The sequence below is a fragment of the Acrocarpospora catenulata genome, assembly GCF_018476525.1.
GTDB classification, from domain to species: Bacteria; Actinomycetota; Actinomycetes; order Streptosporangiales; family Streptosporangiaceae; genus Acrocarpospora; species Acrocarpospora catenulata.
This window is the reverse complement of the sequence record NZ_JAHCST010000102.1, coordinates 1-18,301: the sequence shown is the minus strand read 5'-3', so window position 1 is coordinate 18,301 and position 18,301 is coordinate 1. Positions and strand designations below refer to the sequence as shown.

At 67.4% G+C, this 18,301-nt stretch carries 18 protein-coding genes; 9 read left to right on the top strand and 9 right to left on the bottom strand.

The genetic code is table 11. From position 1 onward, the window contains the following. Positions 1 to 1,217: chaperonin GroEL (gene groL / locus KIP79_RS44800; protein ID WP_214111176.1), on the top strand; the 1,217-nt coding region annotated here is incomplete at its 5' end. 257 nt (positions 1,218 to 1,474) lie between these two features. Then, entirely contained in the window at positions 1,475 to 1,951 is a 477-nt protein-coding gene (locus KIP79_RS44795; protein WP_214111175.1) for a hypothetical protein, read from the top strand. Between the two features lie 22 nt (positions 1,952 to 1,973). Here the strand turns inward: KIP79_RS44795 and KIP79_RS44790 are convergent, their stop codons facing one another. Further along, positions 1,974 to 2,969 carry an LLM class flavin-dependent oxidoreductase gene (locus KIP79_RS44790; RefSeq protein ID WP_214111174.1) on the bottom strand — a complete coding sequence of 332 codons (996 nt, stop codon included), beginning with the start codon at positions 2,967 to 2,969 and terminating at the stop codon, positions 1,974 to 1,976. An 82-nt stretch (positions 2,970 to 3,051) separates the two neighbouring features. Here KIP79_RS44790 and KIP79_RS44785 point away from each other — a divergent pair, with 82 nt between their 5' ends. Then, a complete protein-coding gene (locus KIP79_RS44785; RefSeq protein ID WP_214111173.1) occupies positions 3,052 to 4,476 on the top strand; it encodes an aminotransferase-like domain-containing protein in 1,425 nt (474 codons plus the stop codon). Between the two features lie 25 nt (positions 4,477 to 4,501). Here the strand turns inward: KIP79_RS44785 and KIP79_RS44780 are convergent, their stop codons facing one another. From KIP79_RS44780 to KIP79_RS44765, 4 genes are read right to left on the bottom strand one after another with little or no spacing between them, the layout of a single operon-like run. Then, positions 4,502 to 5,812, bottom strand: coding sequence for an MFS transporter (locus KIP79_RS44780; RefSeq protein ID WP_214111172.1), 1,311 nt, complete (start codon positions 5,810 to 5,812; stop codon positions 4,502 to 4,504). A gap of 58 nt (positions 5,813 to 5,870) precedes the next feature. Next, on the bottom strand, positions 5,871 to 7,271 hold the full coding sequence (locus KIP79_RS44775; RefSeq protein WP_214111171.1) for an amidase: 1,401 nt from the start codon (positions 7,269 to 7,271) through the stop codon (positions 5,871 to 5,873). After that, positions 7,268 to 7,945 carry a DUF1028 domain-containing protein gene (locus KIP79_RS44770; protein ID WP_214111170.1) on the bottom strand — a complete coding sequence of 226 codons (678 nt, stop codon included), beginning with the start codon at positions 7,943 to 7,945 and terminating at the stop codon, positions 7,268 to 7,270. The genes KIP79_RS44775 and KIP79_RS44770 overlap by 4 nt, the downstream gene beginning before the upstream one ends. Continuing rightward, positions 7,945 to 8,436: a nuclear transport factor 2 family protein gene (locus tag KIP79_RS44765; RefSeq protein WP_214111169.1), complete on the bottom strand. Its 492-nt coding sequence runs from the start codon at positions 8,434 to 8,436 to the stop codon at positions 7,945 to 7,947. The genes KIP79_RS44770 and KIP79_RS44765 overlap by 1 nt, the downstream gene beginning before the upstream one ends. A 218-nt stretch (positions 8,437 to 8,654) precedes the next feature. Between KIP79_RS44765 and KIP79_RS44760 the strand changes: the two genes are divergently transcribed. Beyond that, positions 8,655 to 10,028 (top strand): M20/M25/M40 family metallo-hydrolase, encoded by a 1,374-nt coding sequence (locus tag KIP79_RS44760; protein WP_214111168.1) that lies wholly within the window; start codon positions 8,655 to 8,657, stop codon positions 10,026 to 10,028. Here KIP79_RS44760 and KIP79_RS44755 read toward each other — a convergent pair. Then, the gene (locus KIP79_RS44755; RefSeq protein ID WP_214111167.1) at positions 10,007 to 10,954 is read right to left on the bottom strand and encodes a WD40 repeat domain-containing protein; all 948 of its coding nucleotides are present in this window, start codon (positions 10,952 to 10,954) and stop codon (positions 10,007 to 10,009) included. The genes KIP79_RS44760 and KIP79_RS44755 overlap by 22 nt on opposite strands. Before the next feature lie 66 nt (positions 10,955 to 11,020). Between KIP79_RS44755 and KIP79_RS44750 the strand changes: the two genes are divergently transcribed. Both KIP79_RS44750 and KIP79_RS44745 read left to right on the top strand, forming a co-directional pair. Beyond that, positions 11,021 to 11,536, top strand: a complete 516-nt coding sequence (locus tag KIP79_RS44750) for a SigE family RNA polymerase sigma factor (RefSeq protein ID WP_214111166.1) — start codon at positions 11,021 to 11,023, stop codon at positions 11,534 to 11,536. Further along, entirely contained in the window at positions 11,533 to 12,339 is an 807-nt protein-coding gene (locus tag KIP79_RS44745; RefSeq protein ID WP_214111165.1) for a hypothetical protein, read from the top strand. The genes KIP79_RS44750 and KIP79_RS44745 overlap by 4 nt, the downstream gene beginning before the upstream one ends. Positions 12,340 to 12,401: 62 nt before the next feature. Here KIP79_RS44745 and KIP79_RS44740 read toward each other — a convergent pair whose 3' ends face one another. Further along, positions 12,402 to 12,734: a hypothetical protein gene (locus tag KIP79_RS44740; RefSeq protein ID WP_214111164.1), complete on the bottom strand. Its 333-nt coding sequence runs from the start codon at positions 12,732 to 12,734 to the stop codon at positions 12,402 to 12,404. Between the two features lie 133 nt (positions 12,735 to 12,867). Further along, positions 12,868 to 13,875, bottom strand: coding sequence for a 1-aminocyclopropane-1-carboxylate deaminase (locus KIP79_RS44735; RefSeq protein WP_214111163.1), 1,008 nt, complete (start codon positions 13,873 to 13,875; stop codon positions 12,868 to 12,870). Positions 13,876 to 14,035: 160 nt separating this feature from the next. Between KIP79_RS44735 and KIP79_RS44730 the strand changes: the two genes are divergently transcribed. After that, positions 14,036 to 14,707 carry a GntR family transcriptional regulator gene (locus KIP79_RS44730; protein ID WP_214111162.1) on the top strand — a complete coding sequence of 224 codons (672 nt, stop codon included), beginning with the start codon at positions 14,036 to 14,038 and terminating at the stop codon, positions 14,705 to 14,707. On the opposite strand, the gene KIP79_RS44725 is transcribed toward KIP79_RS44730, so the two are convergent. Continuing rightward, positions 14,704 to 15,207: an Lrp/AsnC family transcriptional regulator gene (locus KIP79_RS44725; protein ID WP_214111161.1), complete on the bottom strand. Its 504-nt coding sequence runs from the start codon at positions 15,205 to 15,207 to the stop codon at positions 14,704 to 14,706. The genes KIP79_RS44730 and KIP79_RS44725 overlap by 4 nt on opposite strands. Before the next feature lie 139 nt (positions 15,208 to 15,346). Between KIP79_RS44725 and KIP79_RS44720 the strand changes: the two genes are divergently transcribed. Both KIP79_RS44720 and KIP79_RS44715 read left to right on the top strand, forming a co-directional pair. Next, a complete protein-coding gene (locus KIP79_RS44720) occupies positions 15,347 to 17,668 on the top strand; it encodes a thiamine pyrophosphate-binding protein (protein WP_214111160.1) in 2,322 nt (773 codons plus the stop codon). Between the two features lie 101 nt (positions 17,669 to 17,769). Continuing rightward, entirely contained in the window at positions 17,770 to 18,240 is a 471-nt protein-coding gene (locus KIP79_RS44715) for an NUDIX hydrolase (RefSeq protein WP_250214895.1), read from the top strand. Positions 18,241 to 18,301 lie beyond the last annotated feature (61 nt).

Genomic DNA, 18,301 nt, shown 5'->3' with positions numbered 1-18,301 from the left:
AGCTGGCCAAGGATGTGGAGACCAAGGAGCAGATCGCTTCGACCGCCTCCATCTCCGCCGGTGACGTCGAGATCGGCGAGCTGATCGCCGAGGCGATGGACAAGGTCGGCAAGGAAGGCGTCATCACCGTCGAGGAGAGCAACGCGTTCGGGCTTGAGCTGGAGCTCACCGAGGGCATGCGCTTCGACAAGGGCTTCATCGCCCCGCTGTTCATCACCGACTCCGACCGGCTCGAAGCGGTCCTGGACGATCCGTACGTACTCCTCACGAGCGGCAAGATCTCCGCCAACCGGGAGGTGGTCCCGCTGCTCGACAAGGTCGTCCAGTCGGGCAGACCACTGCTGGTCATCGCCGAGGACGTCGAAGGCGAGGCTCTGGCCACCCTGATCGTGAACAAGATGAAGGGCGTCTTCCGGTCGGTGGCGGTCAAGGCCCCCGGCTTCGGCGACCGCCGCAAGGCCATGCTGGTCGACATCGCCACCCTCACCGGCGGCCAGGTCATCAGCGAGGAGCTCGGCCTCAAGCTGGAGAACGCTACCCTCGACCTGCTGGGCAAGGCCCGCAAAGTCGTGGTGACCAAGGACGAGACCACGATCGTGGACGGCGCCGGTGACGCCGCCCAGATCGCCGGCCGGGTCAACCAGATCCGCGCCGAGATCGAGAACACCGACTCCGACTACGACCGCGAGAAACTCCAGGAGCGCCTGGCCAAACTCGCCGGCGGCGTGGCCGTCATCCGCGCGGGCGCCGCCACCGAGGTCGAGCTGAAGGAGCGCAAACACCGCATCGAGGACGCCGTCCGCAACGCGAAGGCGGCCGTCGAGGAGGGCATCGTCCCCGGCGGCGGCGTGGCCCTGCTCCAGGCCGGTACCAAGGCCTTCGACCGCCTGGAACTGACGGGCGACGAGGCCACCGGCGCCGCCATCGTCAGGAAGGCCCTGGAGGAACCCCTCAAGCAGATCGCCGTCAACGCCGGCCTGGAGGGCGGCGTCGTCGCCGAACGCGTCCGCAACCTGGAACCCGGCCACGGCCTCAACGCGGCCACCGGCGACTACGTCAACATGTTCGACGCGGGCATCATCGACCCGGCCAAGGTAACGCGCTCCGCGCTGCAGAACGCGGCATCCATCGCGGGCCTCTTCCTCACCACCGAAGCCGTCATCGCCGAAAAGCCGGAGAAGACCGCGACCGCCCCCACCGGCGACTTGGACTTCTAATCCGGAGGGCCGGATGGCGCGGCGGTTCAGCTGGTCGAGCCCCAGGTCATCCGGCCACCGCCGCCGGCAGTTCGGTTAAGGCATGATCGCCGGCAGTCGCTGGTGATGGTCAAGTTGCTGGAGGCGGCGATCCACCGGTTCGACCTGGCGCGAGCCGAGAAGATCGCTGATCTCGTCACCATGCCGGACGACAAGGCGCAGGCCCTGGGCCCTGGCCCAATTGGCAAGCGCGACAGCCGGCCAAGGCGACTTGACCCATGCTCAATCGACGCGCACAGGCCATGACCGATTTCGTGTGGACGTTAGCTCAGCGCGGTGACGTCGAACGCGCGGCGGCGCTCGCCGAAACGATCAGCGATCCCGATTATTACGGCCAGGCCATGAACCGCGTGATAAAGGCTCTGACATCATCGGGCGACTTGCTCCGCGCAGAGACTCTGGCCCGCACTATCACCGATTCGAATCGGGATGTGGTGGCTATGGCCACCCTGGCGGAAGCGGTGGCACGACACGGTGATCTGAATCGTGCGGAAAGCCTCGCGCGCAGTATCACCAATCCGGACTTCAAAGTAGACGCACTGACGGCCGTAGCGGACCACGCTGACCACGCCCGAGCCAGCCGGATCATCGCCGAGCTTTTGAGCGCGGGAGAATGGCTGAAACCATTACCGGTGATCGCGAAGATCGCCCCTGCCGCTGTAATTGCCATAGCCGACGAAATTCTCGCAAGTTGACCCAAGGGGTCGAACCCGCTTTTCAGGCTGTCGCGAGGATGCCCATCACCTCGATCGCCTCGGCCAGGGCCTGCTCCGAGCCGCAGTGCGCGAGTGCGACCTCGTTCACGCCCAGTTCCCCGGCTGACCAGAGGCCGAGAGCCCGCGCGCATTGCTCCTCGCTGCCGCAGATCACGTACTCGTCGAGCAGTTCGTCGGAGATCAGGTGGTCGAATTCGGCCCCGCTGAGATAGGCCGTGGCGATGTCGGCGATCACCTGACGATCGACATGGGGGCTCCGCAGGAGCATCTGCTCGTACGCCTCCACACCGTGGAACCGCGCGAAGTTCTCGGCGAGGAAGTCGCGTCCGCGTCGCCGTGCCCCGGCCGGATCGGTCGTGCTCGCGCTGATCGGCACGTACACGACCACGTCGAGTTCGCCCTCCGCGGCCGAGGATCGGGCCGTCCCGACCGAGTCTCGTACCAGCGCACGAGGGCAGAACATCGAGATCAGGAGACCGTCGCCGTACCGTCCGGCCGCGTGGAGCATGCGTTGCCCGATCGCCGCAAGATAGATGCCGAAGGACGGGCTGGGCGGTTCCAGGGCGATCGCCTCGTTGGCGAAGCGCCGGCCGTGGTAGTCCGCCGTGTTGCCCGCCATCACGTCCCGGAGCACTTCGACCGCCTCCATGAGCTCAGAGAGCGGCCGCTCGGTGCGTACACCGGCCTGAGCGAGCCGGGTAGCCGGCCCGGCTCCGAGGCCGAGGCTGAACCTGCCGCCGGAGACCTCCTGCACCGTCGCGGCCTCCATCGCCAGCACGGCAGGACTACGCAGGAAGGGACTCACGGTGCCGACGCCCAGCCGTACCCGTTCCGTCACCGCGGCCATGGCCCCGGTGAGCGCGAAAGCGCCTCGCGTGTAGAGGTTCTCGGTGACCCACAGCCGATGGATGGAGGTCTGGTCGGCCAGGCGGGCGGCGGTGACACAGGCGGTCATCGGCAGCTGGGCCGGCAGCACGGCACTGATCTTCAAACGCACGACGCCGTCTCCCGTCCGTGTTGTATACAGATGCACCGTTCCATACCCTTAAGCTCCTGTCTGAGGGATTAGGTGGACAACGATGGGCCTCGATGAGGTTCTGGGCATCTGGGCCCGGGGTAGCGGGCCGCTGTACGACCAGCTCGCCCTGGCGATCCAGCGGAGGATCGAGTCCGGCGAGCTCCCCATCGGCACCCGGTTGCCTTCCGAGCGGGCGCTCGCGAAATCCCTGTCCGTGAGCCGCACCACGGTGATCAACGCGTACGCCCGGCTGGACGACCTGGGCTGGCTGGAGCGGCGGCAGGGAGCGGGCACCTGGGTCGCGCGCCGAGTGGCGAGCCCACCCGGACCGGCGGACCAGGCCGGCGAGGAGGCTCGCTCGTACGCGGTCCTGCGCGTGCTCCGAGCCGCCCTGGAGCCCGTACCCGGGGTCATCGACCTCGCGACGGCGGCCTTCAAGGACGCGGAGGGAATAGTGGACGCCCTGGCGACCACCTCGCCCGGGGACATCGCCGCCAACAGCGAGCTGGGCGGGTACCTGCCGCTGGGGTTTCCGGTGCTCCGGGACGCCGTCGCCGCGCACCTGTCCGAGCTGGGCATAGCCACCCTGCCCAACCAGGTGGTCATCACCACGGGCGTCCAGCAGAGCGCGGCACTGTTGTTCTCCGCCCTCGCGCGGGAACGGAACCTGGTCGCGATGGAGAGCCTCACCTGGAACGGCACCCTCGACCTGCTGCGGCACCTGGGCCTGGCGGCCCTTCCCCTGCCACCGGCCTGCGGCGACGACTTCGTCGAGCGGGCGGCCCGGCTGGCCAGGACGAGGCAACCGGGTCTCATCTGGCTGACCTCCGGATTCCACAATCCGACGGGCCTGCGCTTCACCAGCGCGCACGCCCGGGCGACGGCTGAGCTGGCCGCGCAGACCGACGTGCCGATCGTGGAGAACGCGACCCTGCTGGAGTACCGGCTCGGCGCCCTGCCCGGGCACGCCGTCGCGCAGTACGCTCCTGACGGTCCGATCATCACTGTCGGCAGCCTTTCCAAGACGCTGAGCCCAACTCTCCGGCTGGGCTGGATCCGGGCGCCGCGGCACATCGTCACCCGGATCGCCAGGCTCAAGTCCCTGTCCGACAGCGGCGCGAGCCTGCTGCCGCAGATCGTCGGCGCCAGGCTCCTGTCCCGATCCCAGGAGCTCGTCGGCAGACGCCGACAGCGACTCCAGGCCAACTGCGACCTCCTCGATTCCGGCCTGTCCTCCGCGATCCCCGAGTGGACCTGGCGCCGCCCCGAAGGCGGCCTGGCACTCTGGGCCGAGCTTCCGCGCGGTACAGGCCTGCATTTCGCGCATGTCGCGGCCCGATACGGCGTCGAGGTGGTCCCCGGGTCGGTCTTCGACCTCGCGGAGCAGCCCTCGGCGACCATCCGGATATCGCTGGCGCGATCCGCCGGGGAGACGGTCGAGGCGGTGGGCCGTCTCGCGGAGGCCTGGAAGAACTACCGGCCCTAGCTCGAATCGGCCCACTCGCCACTCCTCAGACGAGGCTCAGGGGTTTCCGGAAGGTCTCCTCCAGGCGGAGGACGGTCCCGATGGCGACCAGCGCGAAGGCGATCACGATCCAGGCGGGGGCGATCGCCGACCCCGTGGTACTGATCAACCAGGCGGAGACGTACGGCGCGGTGCCGCCGAACAGGGCATGGGCCAGGTTGAAGCCGAGCGCGATCCCCGTGTAGCGAACGGTCGCCGGGAACAACTCGACGAGCGTGGCCAATATGGCGCCCATCATGACGGCCTCGCAGGTGGCCAGCATGAGCTGGCCGAGGACGGCCACCGCCACGGCGCTGCTCTGCATGAACAGGAACGCCGGGAACGCCAGCACCGCGAATCCGATGCTTCCGGCCAGCAGGACGGGCTTGCGACCCACGCGATCGCAGATCAGGGCCGCGACCGGGATGACGCCCGTGGCCACCAGCAGGGACGACGTCGTCATCCACGTCGCGGCGCTCGTCGAGTACCCGCCCTGCCCCTGAAGGAAGATGCTCGAGTACACGAACGCGATGTAGTAGCCGGGCGCGGCCAGCACGTTGATCCCGATGACCTTCAGTACGGCGGCCCGGTGCCGCTTCACCACCGTCAGGATCGGGGCCGAAACCACCTTCTCCGTCTCCGTCACGGCCCGGAAGGCCGGCGAGTCGGCGAGCTTGGACCGGATGTACAGCCCGACCAGCCCCAGTGGGAGGGCGATGAGGAAGGGAATCCGCCAGCCCCAGGAGTCGAGCTGGCCGACCGGGACCGCCCAGGTGACGACGGCGACGATCAGGGACGCCCCCATGAGGCCCACCATCGAGCCCAGCTGGGTCATGCTGGTCAGGAACCCGCGGCGGCCCGCGGGCGAGCTCTCCGCGATGTACGCCGCCGCGCCGCCGAGCTCGCCACCCGCGCAGATGCCCTGCACCAGCCGGGCGAGGAGCAACAGGATGGGGGCGGCGATACCGATCGTGGCGTAGCCCGGCAGGATTCCGATCACGAAGGTGGCGACGCACATTCCGATGATCGTCAGCGCGAGCGCGTGCTTCCTGCCGAACTTGTCGCCGAGGTGTCCGAAGAAGACCCCGCCGAGCGGGCGCATGAAGAACGCGACACCGAAGACGATCAGGCTGGACAGCAGCGCCGTCGTCGGGTCTTCGTCGGTGAAGAAGACCCTGGCCAGTACGGTCGCGGTGTAGCCGTAGAGCCCGAAGTCGTAGTACTCGATGACGGTTCCGATGGTTCCTGCGCGCACGACCCGTTTCATGGCGGCGGGGTCGACGCTCGAGGTGGGTACGGCACTCGAGATGTCACTCATGAGGGAAAACACCTTTCTCGGGGCGGATTGGAGAATGGGGGGCCGAGAAGTGGGGGGATTACAGGAGGGCTACCTGGGGGAACGCGGCCAATGCCGTCCGGCCTTCGGCCTCCAGGGTTCGGCACATCCGCAGAACCAGATGATCTTGTCCGGACCGGCCGGTGATCTGGATGCCGACCGGCAGGCCCTTCCTGTCGAAGCCGCCGGGAAGCGAGACCGTCGGCATGCCGGTCAGGTTCCACAACTGCGTGTTCCGCCACCAGCTCGTGACGTCGTCACGAAGACCGTCGGCGCGGACCGGCGCCTGTTGCCCGAGCGGGAAGGCCGTGACCGGCAGGGTCGGGCCGATCAGAACATCGAAGGGGGAGAACAGCCCGGCCACGGTGTGTCTGAGGACCGCGCGGCGGGCCTCGGCCTCCTCTCCGGCCCCCGGCGGCGCCCGCCTCCAGGCTTTGACCGTGTCGAGCAGGCTCGATGACACCTCCGCCGCCCTGTCGTCGAGCGTCGCGAACTCGTCGGCCATGGCCGCCATGAACAGGACGTCCCAGACCGGCCCCGCGTCGGGAAGGTCGACGGGGGCCTGGGAGACCGGCAGGCCGATCGACTCGATGCCGTGTACGAACTCGCCGAGCACCCGTTCGACATCGGGATCCAGGGATGTCCCGTCCACCGTGCGGTAGAACCCGACGCGGACCCGCCGGCGCTCTGCCTTGGTGAAGGGCTCCGGCTCCCACTCGACCTCCGGATCGGCCGCGTGGCGACCGGCCAGCACCGAAAGGGCCAGAGCGGCGTCCCGGACGTCGCGGCTCAGGACGCCGATGTGCCCCAGCGCACCGAGCCGGCTGGGCGGGAAGGTCGGCACCGTGCCGGTCGTGGGTTTTACTCCCAGGACCCCGCAGAAAGAAGCGGGAATCCGGATGGAACCTCCCCCGTCAGTGGCCACCGCCAGGGGCCCCAGGCCCAGCGCCACCGCCGCGCCGGCTCCCCCCGAAGAGCCCCCCGCGGTCCTCGACCTGTCCCAGGGGTTACACGTGGGGGCGCTGACCAGGCTCTCCGTCGTCGCCTTGTGGCCCAGCTCGGAGGTCGTCGTCTTCGCAAACACCAGGGCTCCCGACTGCTTCAGCAGGCGTACGCTCGGGGCGTCCGGAAGCCGGGTCCCTCCGGGCACGAGCCTGGATCCCCGCCGGGTCGGCAGGTCGGCGGTGGCCAGCAGGTCCTTCACGCTGACCGGCACTCCGTGCAGTGGTCCCGTCGGCGCGCCCGACGCGAGCTGGGCCTCGGCCCTCCTGGCCGCGTCCATGGCCAGCTCCGGGTCCAGGACCTGCAGCGACGCGTACGCCGGGTCGAGCAGGGCAGCCCGGTCGAGCAGGGAGGCCATCACCTCTACCGGGCTCACGACCCTTTCCCTGATCTGCTTCGCCGTCTCGATCGCCGTCCAGGTGTGGAAGGGGTTCGTCATCCCCGGCCTCCTCCTTCCGGGTGCGGATACGCCGTGGCCGGGGGGAATCGCCCTGTCCGGTCGTACTGACCCCAGCTCCGATCCCACGCGTCGTGCAGGGACCGCAGCGCGGCGACAGGGTCGGGCGCGTCGTCCACCCGCAGGTCCACCAGCGGGCATCCTGTTCTGTCGTAGATCAACACGGCGGCCGACTGCCTGCCGCGGGCGTCGCCGCCTGCATGGTCGCCGCCTTCCAGGGCGTCCAGGAGCCGGCTGGTGAGATCGCCCGATCCGGCGTGGAAGCGGGTCAGCATGCCGTCCAGGACCCTGGTGTCGCGCAGCCAGTTCCCGGCCACCGCGACGTGCTCGTCCACCAGCTCGCCGGATTCGTCGGGCACCTCCCGCCCGGTGAACACCCGAGCTTCGTGGGTGAGTGAGATGGCCAGGAGTTGCCGGCGGTCGCGGCCGGGATCAGCGGCCAGTGCCCGTTGGAAGGCCTGCGCGGGGGCATCGCCGCTGTCGACGGCGTCCGCGATCTCGATGCCCAGACGGGTGTTGACGGTCGCCTGCGTGACCACCATGGTCGTGCCGCGTCGCGCCATGAGCGTCCGTCCTCCGACGCAGGGGCGTGCCGTGGCGATGGCTGCGCCGAACAGACCCGCGGCCGGGTCGCGCGCCACGATGGAGAAGGTCATCAGGCGCGGTCGGGGCGAGTGCCGGTGTCCTGGACCGAGAAGTGCGCGTGGATCACCTTCCACCCGTCCGCGGCCCGTATGGCCACCTGGGTGGCCCGGTAGTAGCTCGGATTGTGTTCGGTGGTTCTTCCGATCCATTCCTTGTGGCGGCTGACGTAGTCGGCGCTTATACAGGCCATGTCGCCGCGTACGACGATGCGAACACGGCCGGGCGAATAAGGGCTGAGAAGTCTGAACTGGGGCCGGTAGAAGTTCCAGATGTTCTCCCAGTCCGGGAGACCATCATAGGTATGCCCATTGGTGTTGTAGTGCCGGTTTTCCGGGTTGTCGTCCCAAACGGACTTGAGTCGCTCGTAATCGAGATCGTCGTTGGCCCGGAGGAACTCATGATGAAGGAACAAAAGCTGCTCGTGATCGGCTTCCGTTCCGCCGTCAAACGACGTCGAAACCGGTGGAACGACATCCGCTGTATTCATATCACTGGATGGCATGGGGGAAAGCTATCGAGAAAGTCGGGCGGTGGTCGATATCCAATCCAGCCGTAGTGGTTACTGGTTGAAGATCACGACTCGCCCCCGCGACCCTCCCCAGAGGGGTTCCACGGTTACCGTCTTGGCAGGTCAGAAGGGATGGTCGCGCCGTCGTACACAAGCGGCTCGCCCAGGGGGCGCAGGTTGGTCCACTCGCCCGGGAAGTGCATGATGGCGCAATGGAATCGAACATTCCGTGGCGTACGCGGTGCCGCGCTCCATTCGCGCGTCTTGATCGAGAAAGAGCCGCCGCGGAAAGAACTCTCGCGCATATCGCGTCCCAGCCCGCGGTAAGCGCCAAGGGCGGTGATCTCGGTCCCGTCGCCGAAACGCTGGCCCGGCTGATGCGTGACTGCGGCCTGGAGTCCACGGTGATGGCCACCGCCGGCGCCCCGATCGTCTTCGGGCGGCGAAAGGAATCCGACCGGGTTCCGACCATTCTGGTGTACGGCCATTACGACGTCCAACCAGTGGAGCCCATATCGGCCTGGACATCCGACCCGTTTACGCCGCAGATCCGCGATGGCCGGATGTTCGGCCGCGGCACGGCCGACAACAAGGGGCAACATATCGCTCAGCTGTTGGCGATCAAAGCGGTGCTTGAGTCTTCGGGGCGCCTGCCCGTCAACGTCGTGATGATCGTTGAAGGTGAGGAGGAAATAGGCAGCCCCCATCTGGAGCAGTGGGTCGATGAGCACGCACACCTGCTCAAGGCCGACTTCGCATACACCTCCGATGGAGCCATCCACCCCAGCGGACGGCCTGTCGTGCTCTGCGGGGCGCGTGGCCTGCTCTATCTCGAACTCACCCTGCGGGTGGCACCGGTCGATCGGCACTCGGGCAGTTTCGGCGGTGTCTCCAGGAACGCCGCGCTCGAACTCGTACAGGCCGTAAGTTCGTTGTGGGACCGCGACGGCGAGGTCGCCGTCCCCGGTTTCCACGACGCCGTCGCCGAGCCGACCGACCTGGAGAAAGCGGCCGTGGAAGCACTTCCGCTCACATCGCCGATACACACCTCCGAAATGGTGACCTCGTCGTCGGACTGGTTCCGACGGTTGCTGCTCCGCCCGAACATGAACATCAGTGGGCTGGGCTCCGGGTGGACCGGCCCGAGCATGAAGACGATCATCCCGGCATCCGCTACGGCGAAACTGGATGTCCGCCTGGTCCCGAACCAGGATCCGTACGACATCGCCCGGCTCATTACCGAACGGCTGCGTTCGACGGCGCCCGAGGTAGAGGTGAACGTGATCAGTGGGGTCAAACCATCCCGCACGCCGCTCGACTCCCCGATCGTCGATCGCGTGTCCCAGGCTGTCGAATTCGCCTGGGAGCAGCCCCCGCTGCTCTACCCCTCACTGGCAGGTTCGGTACCGGACTTCGTGTTCACGTCGAACTTGGCGATCCCTTCGGTGATCGTCCCCTACGGCAACGCCGACCAGGCCAACCATGCCCCCGACGAGAACTTGGTGCTCGACTACTTCCACAAAGGTGCCCGCACCTTCGTAGCCGTCCTGCATGCCTTCGCACCTTACGAGTCGGCGAGAACGTAGCCCCCCACGGATGACGGGATGACGAAGGAGTCGAGCCGCTTCAACTGGCGCGTTGTGCGGTTCAACCGGTACCAGGTGTGCGTTCTGTAGTACTCGCGACCCACCTGACGATCGGAGCGAGTCAGAACATCGAGGTGGCCCGCCTTGTCCCAGCGTGCCTTCAAAGGAACTTCACCCTTACGAAGCCGGATGGGGATGGTGCTCATCTTGCCGGTGGCCAGGTTGCGAATGAGGACCCTGTTCTTGGGCGGACCGCCGTCGTTGTACCGAGTGCGGGCCACAGTGACACCGTCGAGGCCGAGGTCACCCCGCATGTAGACAGATCGCCGCAGTTTCACCGACCACGTCCCGGTCGAATAGACCACCGCCGTGCGGTTGTTCCCGGACATCATGTGCTTCCCGTCCGGGCTGAACCCCCAGGACTGGTACCCCGTAGGCAGGGTGAAGATCTTTCCGGTGGTCGTGTCCACGATCCGATCGACCTCCCGCTCGGAGACCAGGACGCCGCGGATGCTGACGAACCGGCCACGCGGGGAAAGGGTCAACGCGTTCATCTGGAGGTCGTCCGGCCACGTCACCTTGGGGATCTGGCGCGCCCTGCCGGTGGCGGCCTCCCAGATCATGAGTACGCCGTCGCTTTCCCGGAAGTACGCGGCCTGGGCACCGTCCTGGGAGACCGAGACGACCGCGGCGGCCACGTACTCGTTGTCGGCCACGGTCCTGCGTGCGTCGGGGAGCTTGACGACGCGGCCGTTGCTCAGCCAGAGCTTCAACGGGCCGCACGGGCGCCGGCCGCCGTCGCCCTGCAGACAGGAACTGAGCCCGGCGTAGCGGACCACCGGCTTGGCCGCTGCGGCTTCGGCATGGGGGAAGGACATGAATGCGGCGGCCGCCATCGCTGCGGTCAGCACTAACCGGACCAACATTCTGGCATCTTCGCACGGCTCGATGCGGGTTTGAACGGGACGGGCGAAGTACGTAAGCGTCTCGCTGTGCCTGTGCGTATGGGGGATGTGGAGCATCTGGAGTTCGAGGATTTTTACCAGGAAAGCCGGGATGCCTGTCTCCGGGCGGTACTGGCCACCACAGGTGACCGGCAGCTGGCGGAGGACCTGGTCGCCGAGGCGTTCACGCGGGCGTGGATGTCGTGGCGCAAGGTGAGCCGCCATCCGGCGCCACACGCCTGGATCGTCCGCGTGGCGCTGAACACCCGGATCAGCTGGTGGCGACGCCGCCGCCATGAGGTCGCCCTGGCAGATCACGAAGCTATGGACCCCACCGCGGCCGACGGAGTCGACGTGGACCCCGCTCTGCTGGCGGCGTTACGGCGGTTGCCGCCACGGCAGCGGGAGGTGGTCGCGCTGCGCGTCTTCCTCGACCTGGACACCGAGACCGCGGCCAGGACCCTCGGGATCGCTCCGGGAACCGTCTCCGCACATCTGTCGCGCGCTGTCGCGACGTTGCGCGGCGACCTCGCGACAGTCAACAGCCGGGAGGGCGAACGATGAACGACGATGACGTACTGGGCACGGTCCGCGACGGGATGGCCGGAGTGCGCATGCACACGCCGGTGCAGAAGCTCGTGGCGGCGGGCCGGTCGCGCCGCCGCCGCAGGATGGGGGGCGCGACGGCCGGCGCCGCGTTGGCGACGGGGGTGGCGTTGACGCTGGCGATCAACATCCCGCAGGTGAACGCGCCGCCGACGGGCAACCAGGTGCACGTGAGCCTGGCCGCCTTCTCCGTCGACACCAACCCCGACGGCACGGTCACCGTGAAAGTGACCAAGGAGGAGTCGCTGGATCCGGAGCTCATGCAGCGGACCCTGGCCCAGGCCGGTGTTCCCGCGCAGATCACGATCAACAAGTGGTGCCGGCCGTCGGACGAGTCGCAGAATCTGCAAGCGGACCTCGAGAAGGTCCTCCGGGAAGAGCCGCAGCCGGGGAGCGAGCAGGACGCTCTGCGGGAGCCACAGATCAAGACCGACAGGAGCGTCCAGCAGGAGAAGCCCAAGACCGAGAACGACGTGCAGCAGGAGAGGCAACTCAAGGCCGAGAAGGACGTCCAGCATGCGAAACAGCCCTCGGCCGAGAACGACGTCCAGCAGGCGGGAACAATCCTGGTCATCACGCCGTCGGCGATGCCCCCGGGGACCAAGCTGATCATGGGCATGAGGACTCCCGGCTACCAGCCGGACTCCCCGAGCAGGGTCGCGGCCTCGATAGCTCTGGTGCCCGACGACGCCCCGCTGACCTGCACCACGGACGTCCCGATGGGCCCGCCGCGCGAACCCAGGCCTACGCCCGGTTCCTAGATCACCTGACTCGTCACTCAAAGGCCCTCCGGGATCCGGAGGGCCTTTGAGCTGGTAGCGGCCTAGCGAACCGCTCGGCAGATGATGCCGTCGGAGGGGCCGCGGAGGGCGGCCATGATGACGTCGGCGGTGAGGTGCTTGCAGGCCAGGTAGGGGTCGCCGGTGCCACGGAAGATCAGGGTGGAGGAGCCCGACGGGGTGTAGCACCTGAGGCCGGAGGCCTCGTAGAAGCCGATCCAGGCGTCGGGGTGGATCTTGGCGGCGCAGTATTCGCCGATCGACAGGGGCCCGAACGGGATGTCGACGATGGCGGCCTGGGCCGGGGCGGCGGTGGAGAGGAATCCGGCCGAGGCGAGGGCGGCGGTGGCGATGAAGGTGAACACACGGCGGAGCATGGGAACCTCCCGGGTTCTACGTCGTCATCCGAGAGTATTTATTAGGAAACTTTCCTATGCAAGACACGATTTTTAGTGCGGAAACACCTTCTGATTCAACAGTGCTGGTTGTCTTTCGAGGACGTCACCTCGTTCAGCTGAAGATCCCGGAATAGGCGTTGAGAGCGGGTTGGCCACCGAGGTGGGCGTAGAGCACGTTGGAGGTCGCCGGGATCTCGCGGGTCCGGACCAGGTCGATCAGGCCGGCCATCGACTTCCCCTCGTAGACCGGGTCGATGATCATGCCTTCCAGCTGACCGGTCAGCCGGATCGCGTCGATCGTGGACGCCACCGGAATGCCGTACAGGTCACCCGCCCAGCCTTCCAGCACGGTGATCTCGTCGTCGCGCAGTTCCCGCCCCAGCCCGATCAGGTCGGCGGTGTGCCGCGCGATCCGCGCCACCTGTGCCCGGGTCTTCGCCAGCGTGGCCGAGGCGTCGATGCCTATCACCCGGCGCGGGCGGTCCTGGGCGGCGAACCCGGCGATCATCCCGGCCTGGGTCGATCCCGTCACCGTACACACCACGATGGTGTCGAAGAAGACCCCCAGCTCCCGCTCCTGGGCGAGCACCTCATCGGCCCAGTTCGCGAACCCGAGGCCGCCCAGCGGATGCTCGGAGGCACCGGCCGGGATCCCGTACGGCTTGCCGCCCGCGGCCCGGACCTCCTCAAGAGCGGCCTCCCAGGAGGACTTGATCTCGATCCCGAAGCCGCTCGGGTCGAGCCGGACGTCGGCGCCCATGATCCGGGAGAGCAGGATGTTGCCGACCTTGTCGTTCACGGCGTCGGGCCAGTCCACCCAGCGCTCCTGCACCAGCCGTGCCTTGAGGCCGAGCTTCGCCGCGACCGCGGCCACCTGGCGGGTGTGGTTGGACTGGTAGCCGCCGATGGAGACCAGCGTGTCCGCGCCCTGCGCGAGGGCGTCCGGGACGATGTACTCGAGCTTGCGGGTCTTGTTCCCGCCGTACGCGAGCCCCGAGTTGCAGTCCTCACGCTTGGCCCAGATCTGCGCGCCACCCAGGTGGGCCGTCAGCCGCGGGAGGGGATGAACGGGACTGGGACCGAACAGCAGCGGGTACCGTTCGAACTTTTCGATGGACAATGTCCCCTTCTTTCTCGACAGCCGGGCGATGGCAACCAGGCGGGCCGCGACGTGCAAAATGTTGCATGTCGCCTAGCGGCTGTCAAGCAAGCCGCCGACCTCGGCCGTACCGAGGTTGATCGACTTGACTCACGATCCTTTCGAGGGCGCAAAATGTTGCATGCCAGTCCCGCAGCCAATCGCGAACTCCGGTCGTCACCTTCTCCGTGACGACGCCTTCATCCGGATCCGGGCGGCCATCGTCGATGGCACCCTCGCGCCGGGCGAACGCCTGGCCGACACGGAGCTGGCCGCGTGGCTGGGGGTCAGCAAGACTCCGGTACGGGAGGCGCTCACCCGTCTCGACGCCGACGGCCTGGTCCGGACCAAGCCCGGGCGGTACACGATCGTGAGCCCGCTGGATGTCCGTAGCATCCGGCACGCCCAGGCCGTCGTCGCCTCGATGCACGAGCTCGCGGTCCGTGAGGCGGTCCCGGCGATGACCGCCGAGCACATCGCGCTGATGCGCGCGGCCAACGACGACTTCGCGCACGCCCTCATGTCCGAGGACGTCGACGCGGCCATCGCGGCCGACGACAGATTCCATGCGGTGGCAGTCGACGCGTACGCGAACGACGTCGTGAGCTCGGTGATCGACAAGTACACGCCCCTGCTGCGGCGCATGGAACGCATCCGTTTCGGGAGCCTGACCGGACGGTCGTCGGTGGCCCAGCACCTCAGGATCGCCTACCTCGCCGAACGGCACGACGCCGAGGGCGCCTCGAAGGAAGCCAGAATGAACTGGCTGACCCTGCGCCCCGAGCTCATCGAGGCAGACGAGCCGCCCGCCTAACGGGGCGTGGGCCGTTCCGCCATACCCGCGGCCCGGCGGAGCAGCGGCGTGATGCGGTAGTCGACGAGCTGGCGCATGACCAGGGCGGTGTTGGTGCGTTCGATCCCCGGAATCGCGAGGATCTGACCCGCGATGCGGTAGAGGTCCTCGGCGCTCTCGGCGACCACATGGATGAGCAGGTCGATCGGCCCGGAGATTCCGTACACCTGGAGGACTTCGGGAATGGCCTCCAGCGTCGCGGCCACCTCGTCGAGCTTGCGCTGGGTGACCTGGGCGGTGACGAACGCGGTCAAGGGGTAGCCGAGCGCGTGCGGGTTGACGCGGCGTTCGAAGGAGGCCAGCGCGCCGTCGGCTTCCAGCCGAGCCAGCCTGGCATGGGCGGTGTTGCGCGCGATGCCCGCCTGATCGGCGATGGCCACGGTGCTGGCCCTGGGATGGGCGGCCAGTTCGAGCAGGATGCGGGCATCGATGTCGTCGAGGGCGTGTGATGGACTGGGCAAATCGCTCACCCTCTCGCATGGACCGACGCGCACGGATGCGCACAATGCTCAAAATAGTGCCAGGTTCTTGAGCAAAGTCCAATGTTGTTGCTTGAATCCTGCGCATCTGACCCGTCAGCATCAGCCAAGGGGGTGCGCCATGACCTTCCCGGTGACCAGCCCGCGAACGACCGGAGAGTTCGCTGTGCTACGCGAGGTGGAGAGCCGCGTGCTCTGGCTTTCCTCGGCGATCATCCACCACGCGAACCGGGTGCGCGCGAACCCGTCAGGCTTGAAGGTCGGCGGTCACCAGGCGTCCTCGGCGTCGATGGTGTCGATCATGACAACCTTGTGGTTCCGCCATCTACGGCCGGAGGACCGCGTCTCCGTCAAGCCGCACGCGTCACCGGTACTCCACTCGATCAACTACCTCCTCGGCTGGCTGGACGCGTCGTGTCTCCCTCGGTTGCGGGAGTTCGGCGGCCTGCAGAGCTACCCAAGCCGGATCAAAGACCCCGACCCGGTGGACTACTCGACCGGATCAGTCGGGATCGGCGCGACCGCGCCGCTGTGGGGAGCCCTGTCGCGTCGCTACGTCGACACCGTGCTGGGTGGCGCCGGCACCGGTCGCCAGTACTCACTGGTCGGCGACGCCGAACTCGACGAAGGCGCGGTGTGGGAGGCCGTGCTCGACCCGGCGGTCGGCGAACTCGGGGAAGTCGTGTGGATCGTCGACCTGAACCGGCAGTCACTGGACCGGGTGGTCCCCAACATCTCCCCCGACAAGCTCCAGGGCATGTTCACCGCAGCAGGCTGGCAGGTGCTCACCGTCAAGTACGGCCAACTGCTGCAGGACCTGTTCACACGGCCAGGCGGAGCGGAACTGCGCCGCCGAATCGACGAAATGCCCAATGCCGAATACCAGCGACTCCTACGTTGCGGCGCGGAAGAACTGCGGCGCCGGCTGCCGGGCTCCGGACCGAACGCGGCCGACATCGAGACGCTGATCGCTCAGATCGACGACAACACGCTGATCGACGCGATCGCCAACTTGGGCGGCCACGATCTGGAAGCCCTGGACGCGGCGTTCTCCTCGATCGACGACACCCGCCCCACAGTGATCTTCGCCTACACGATCAAGGGTTACGGCCTGGCCACCAAAGGCCACCCCCAAAACCACTCAGCACTCCTGACCCAGCAGCAGATGCAGGAACTGGCGGACAGGATCGGCGGCGACCTGGACAACCCGTGGCGAACCTTCAAGGAGGACAGCGCGGCACATGCCCTGTGCGTCCAGACGGCAATGCGCCTGCGAAGGCCGGAGATCCCATCGACCCAGCCTCCCGCGCTGCCCACCGACATCGGCCGTACGCCTTCGGGCACCGCCACCACTCAGGCCGCCCTGGGCCGAACCCTGCTCGACCTCACACGAGCAGCACCGGAAGCCGCCCAGCGGGTGGTCACCGTAAGCCCCGATGTCAGCTCAACCACCAATCTCGGCGGCTGGGTGAACAAAGTCGGCGTCTGGTCGGCCAGCGAACGCCCCAACTGGTTCGCCGACGACGCCGAAACCATCCTGCACTGGCAGGAGAAACCAACCGGCCAGCACATCGAACTGGGCATCGCGGAAATCAACCTCGTCAGCCTGATCAGCGAACTCGGCGCGACCTGGAGCCGCTGGGGACAGCCACTGCTACCGATCGGCGTCCTCTACGACCCGTTCGTGGAACGAGCCCTGGAGCCGTGGTCCTACGGCATCTACGCCGGCGGCCAGTCAATCCTGGTCGGTACGCCATCCGGCGTCTCCCTGGCTTCCGAAGGCGGCGCACATCAGTCGATCAAAACTCCATCGATCGGCTTGGAACAACCAGGCTGCATCTATTACGAGCCCGCCTTCGCCATCGACACCGAGTGGACACTACTCGCCAGCCTGTCCCACCTGGGCAAACCAAACGGCACCTCGGCCTACCTACGGTTGTCCACCCGTCCCATCGACCAGACCCTGGCGACCGTACCCACCGACCCCGCAGCCCGGGAACGCCGAAGGCGCCAGGTGATCGCCGGCGCCTACCCGCTGCGCCGCCCCGAGAACGCCAAGGTCACGCTCGCCGCGATGGGCGCGGTAATCCCAGAGGCCCTGGCAGCGGCCGACCGCCTACACCGCCTCGGGATTCCGGCCGACGTCATCTGCGTAACCAGCCCCGACCTGCTATACCGAGCACTACGCGCCCGCCAAGGCCACGACCAGTCCGACTCCTGGATCCTCGACCAAGCCTTCCCCGCAGCCCGAGCCACTCCCCTCGTCACAGTCCTCGACGGCCACCCCCACACCCTGTCCTTCCTCGCCACCATCAACCGGGTCCCAACCACAGCCCTGGGAGTCACCCACTTCGGCCAGTCAGGCTCAATCGAGGACGTCTACCGTCACCACGGCCTGGACACCGACAGCATCGTCCGCGCCACCCTGGACCTGACCGACTAACTGCCGAGCAATGCGGTCCCGGTGGAGTCCAGCGACCGTTCCCCGGCGCGGCCGGGTACGTCCGATCTGGAATGCTGGCAGGCATGCTTTGTGACGGTGTGATGAAAGTGGTGGCTGCGGCCGTCGTCGATCGAGGACGTCTGCTCGTCGTCAGCAAGAAGGCCGCGCCAGAGGTGTTCTACCTACCCGGAGGAAAGGCCGAGGCAGGAGAGAGCCCGGAGGAGACTCTGGTTCGGGAGCTGAACGAAGAACTCGGCGTTGTGCCCCGCGACATGGACCTGCTTGGCCAGATCGAGGACATGGCCGCGCTCGAAGGTGTGCCGATGCGCATGACGGTTTTCACGGCCAGACTGGCCGGACGTCCAACGCCCGCCGCTGAACTTGCCGCCCTGGGGTGGACCGACGGGCGTGATGACTACGAACCTCGCCTGGCCCCAGCGGTTCGCAACCAGGTGCTCCCCTTGCTCGTCCAAGCAGGAGCTCTCGTTCATGCTCATCACGAAATTGATGCTGTTGGTGATCTTCGAGGTCATTGTGGGGTCTGGGCTGACAGCCGTCGGCAGAGTCGCTGAAGCTGGCTGACCGGGCGTGGCGGACGGTCGGGGACGATGCCCGGGGTATAGCAGTCGGCGA

Coding starts and splice junctions, on each gene's coding strand:
- KIP79_RS44795 (WP_214111175.1), top strand. CDS start 1,475: ATGCTCAATCGACGCGCACAGGCCATGACCGATTTCGTGTGGACGTTA.
- KIP79_RS44785 (WP_214111173.1), top strand. CDS start 3,052: ATGGGCCTCGATGAGGTTCTGGGCATCTGGGCCCGGGGTAGCGGGCCG.
- KIP79_RS44780 (WP_214111172.1), bottom strand. CDS start 5,812: ATGAGTGACATCTCGAGTGCCGTACCCACCTCGAGCGTCGACCCCGCC.
- KIP79_RS44775 (WP_214111171.1), bottom strand. CDS start 7,271: ATGACGAACCCCTTCCACACCTGGACGGCGATCGAGACGGCGAAGCAG.
- KIP79_RS44770 (WP_214111170.1), bottom strand. CDS start 7,945: ATGACCTTCTCCATCGTGGCGCGCGACCCGGCCGCGGGTCTGTTCGGC.
- KIP79_RS44765 (WP_214111169.1), bottom strand. CDS start 8,436: ATGCCATCCAGTGATATGAATACAGCGGATGTCGTTCCACCGGTTTCG.
- KIP79_RS44760 (WP_214111168.1), top strand. CDS start 8,655: ATGGAATCGAACATTCCGTGGCGTACGCGGTGCCGCGCTCCATTCGCG.
- KIP79_RS44755 (WP_214111167.1), bottom strand. CDS start 10,954: ATGTTGGTCCGGTTAGTGCTGACCGCAGCGATGGCGGCCGCCGCATTC.
- KIP79_RS44745 (WP_214111165.1), top strand. CDS start 11,533: ATGAACGACGATGACGTACTGGGCACGGTCCGCGACGGGATGGCCGGA.
- KIP79_RS44740 (WP_214111164.1), bottom strand. CDS start 12,734: ATGCTCCGCCGTGTGTTCACCTTCATCGCCACCGCCGCCCTCGCCTCG.
- KIP79_RS44730 (WP_214111162.1), top strand. CDS start 14,036: ATGCCAGTCCCGCAGCCAATCGCGAACTCCGGTCGTCACCTTCTCCGT.
- KIP79_RS44720 (WP_214111160.1), top strand. CDS start 15,347: ATGACCTTCCCGGTGACCAGCCCGCGAACGACCGGAGAGTTCGCTGTG.
- KIP79_RS44715 (WP_250214895.1), top strand. CDS start 17,770: ATGAAAGTGGTGGCTGCGGCCGTCGTCGATCGAGGACGTCTGCTCGTC.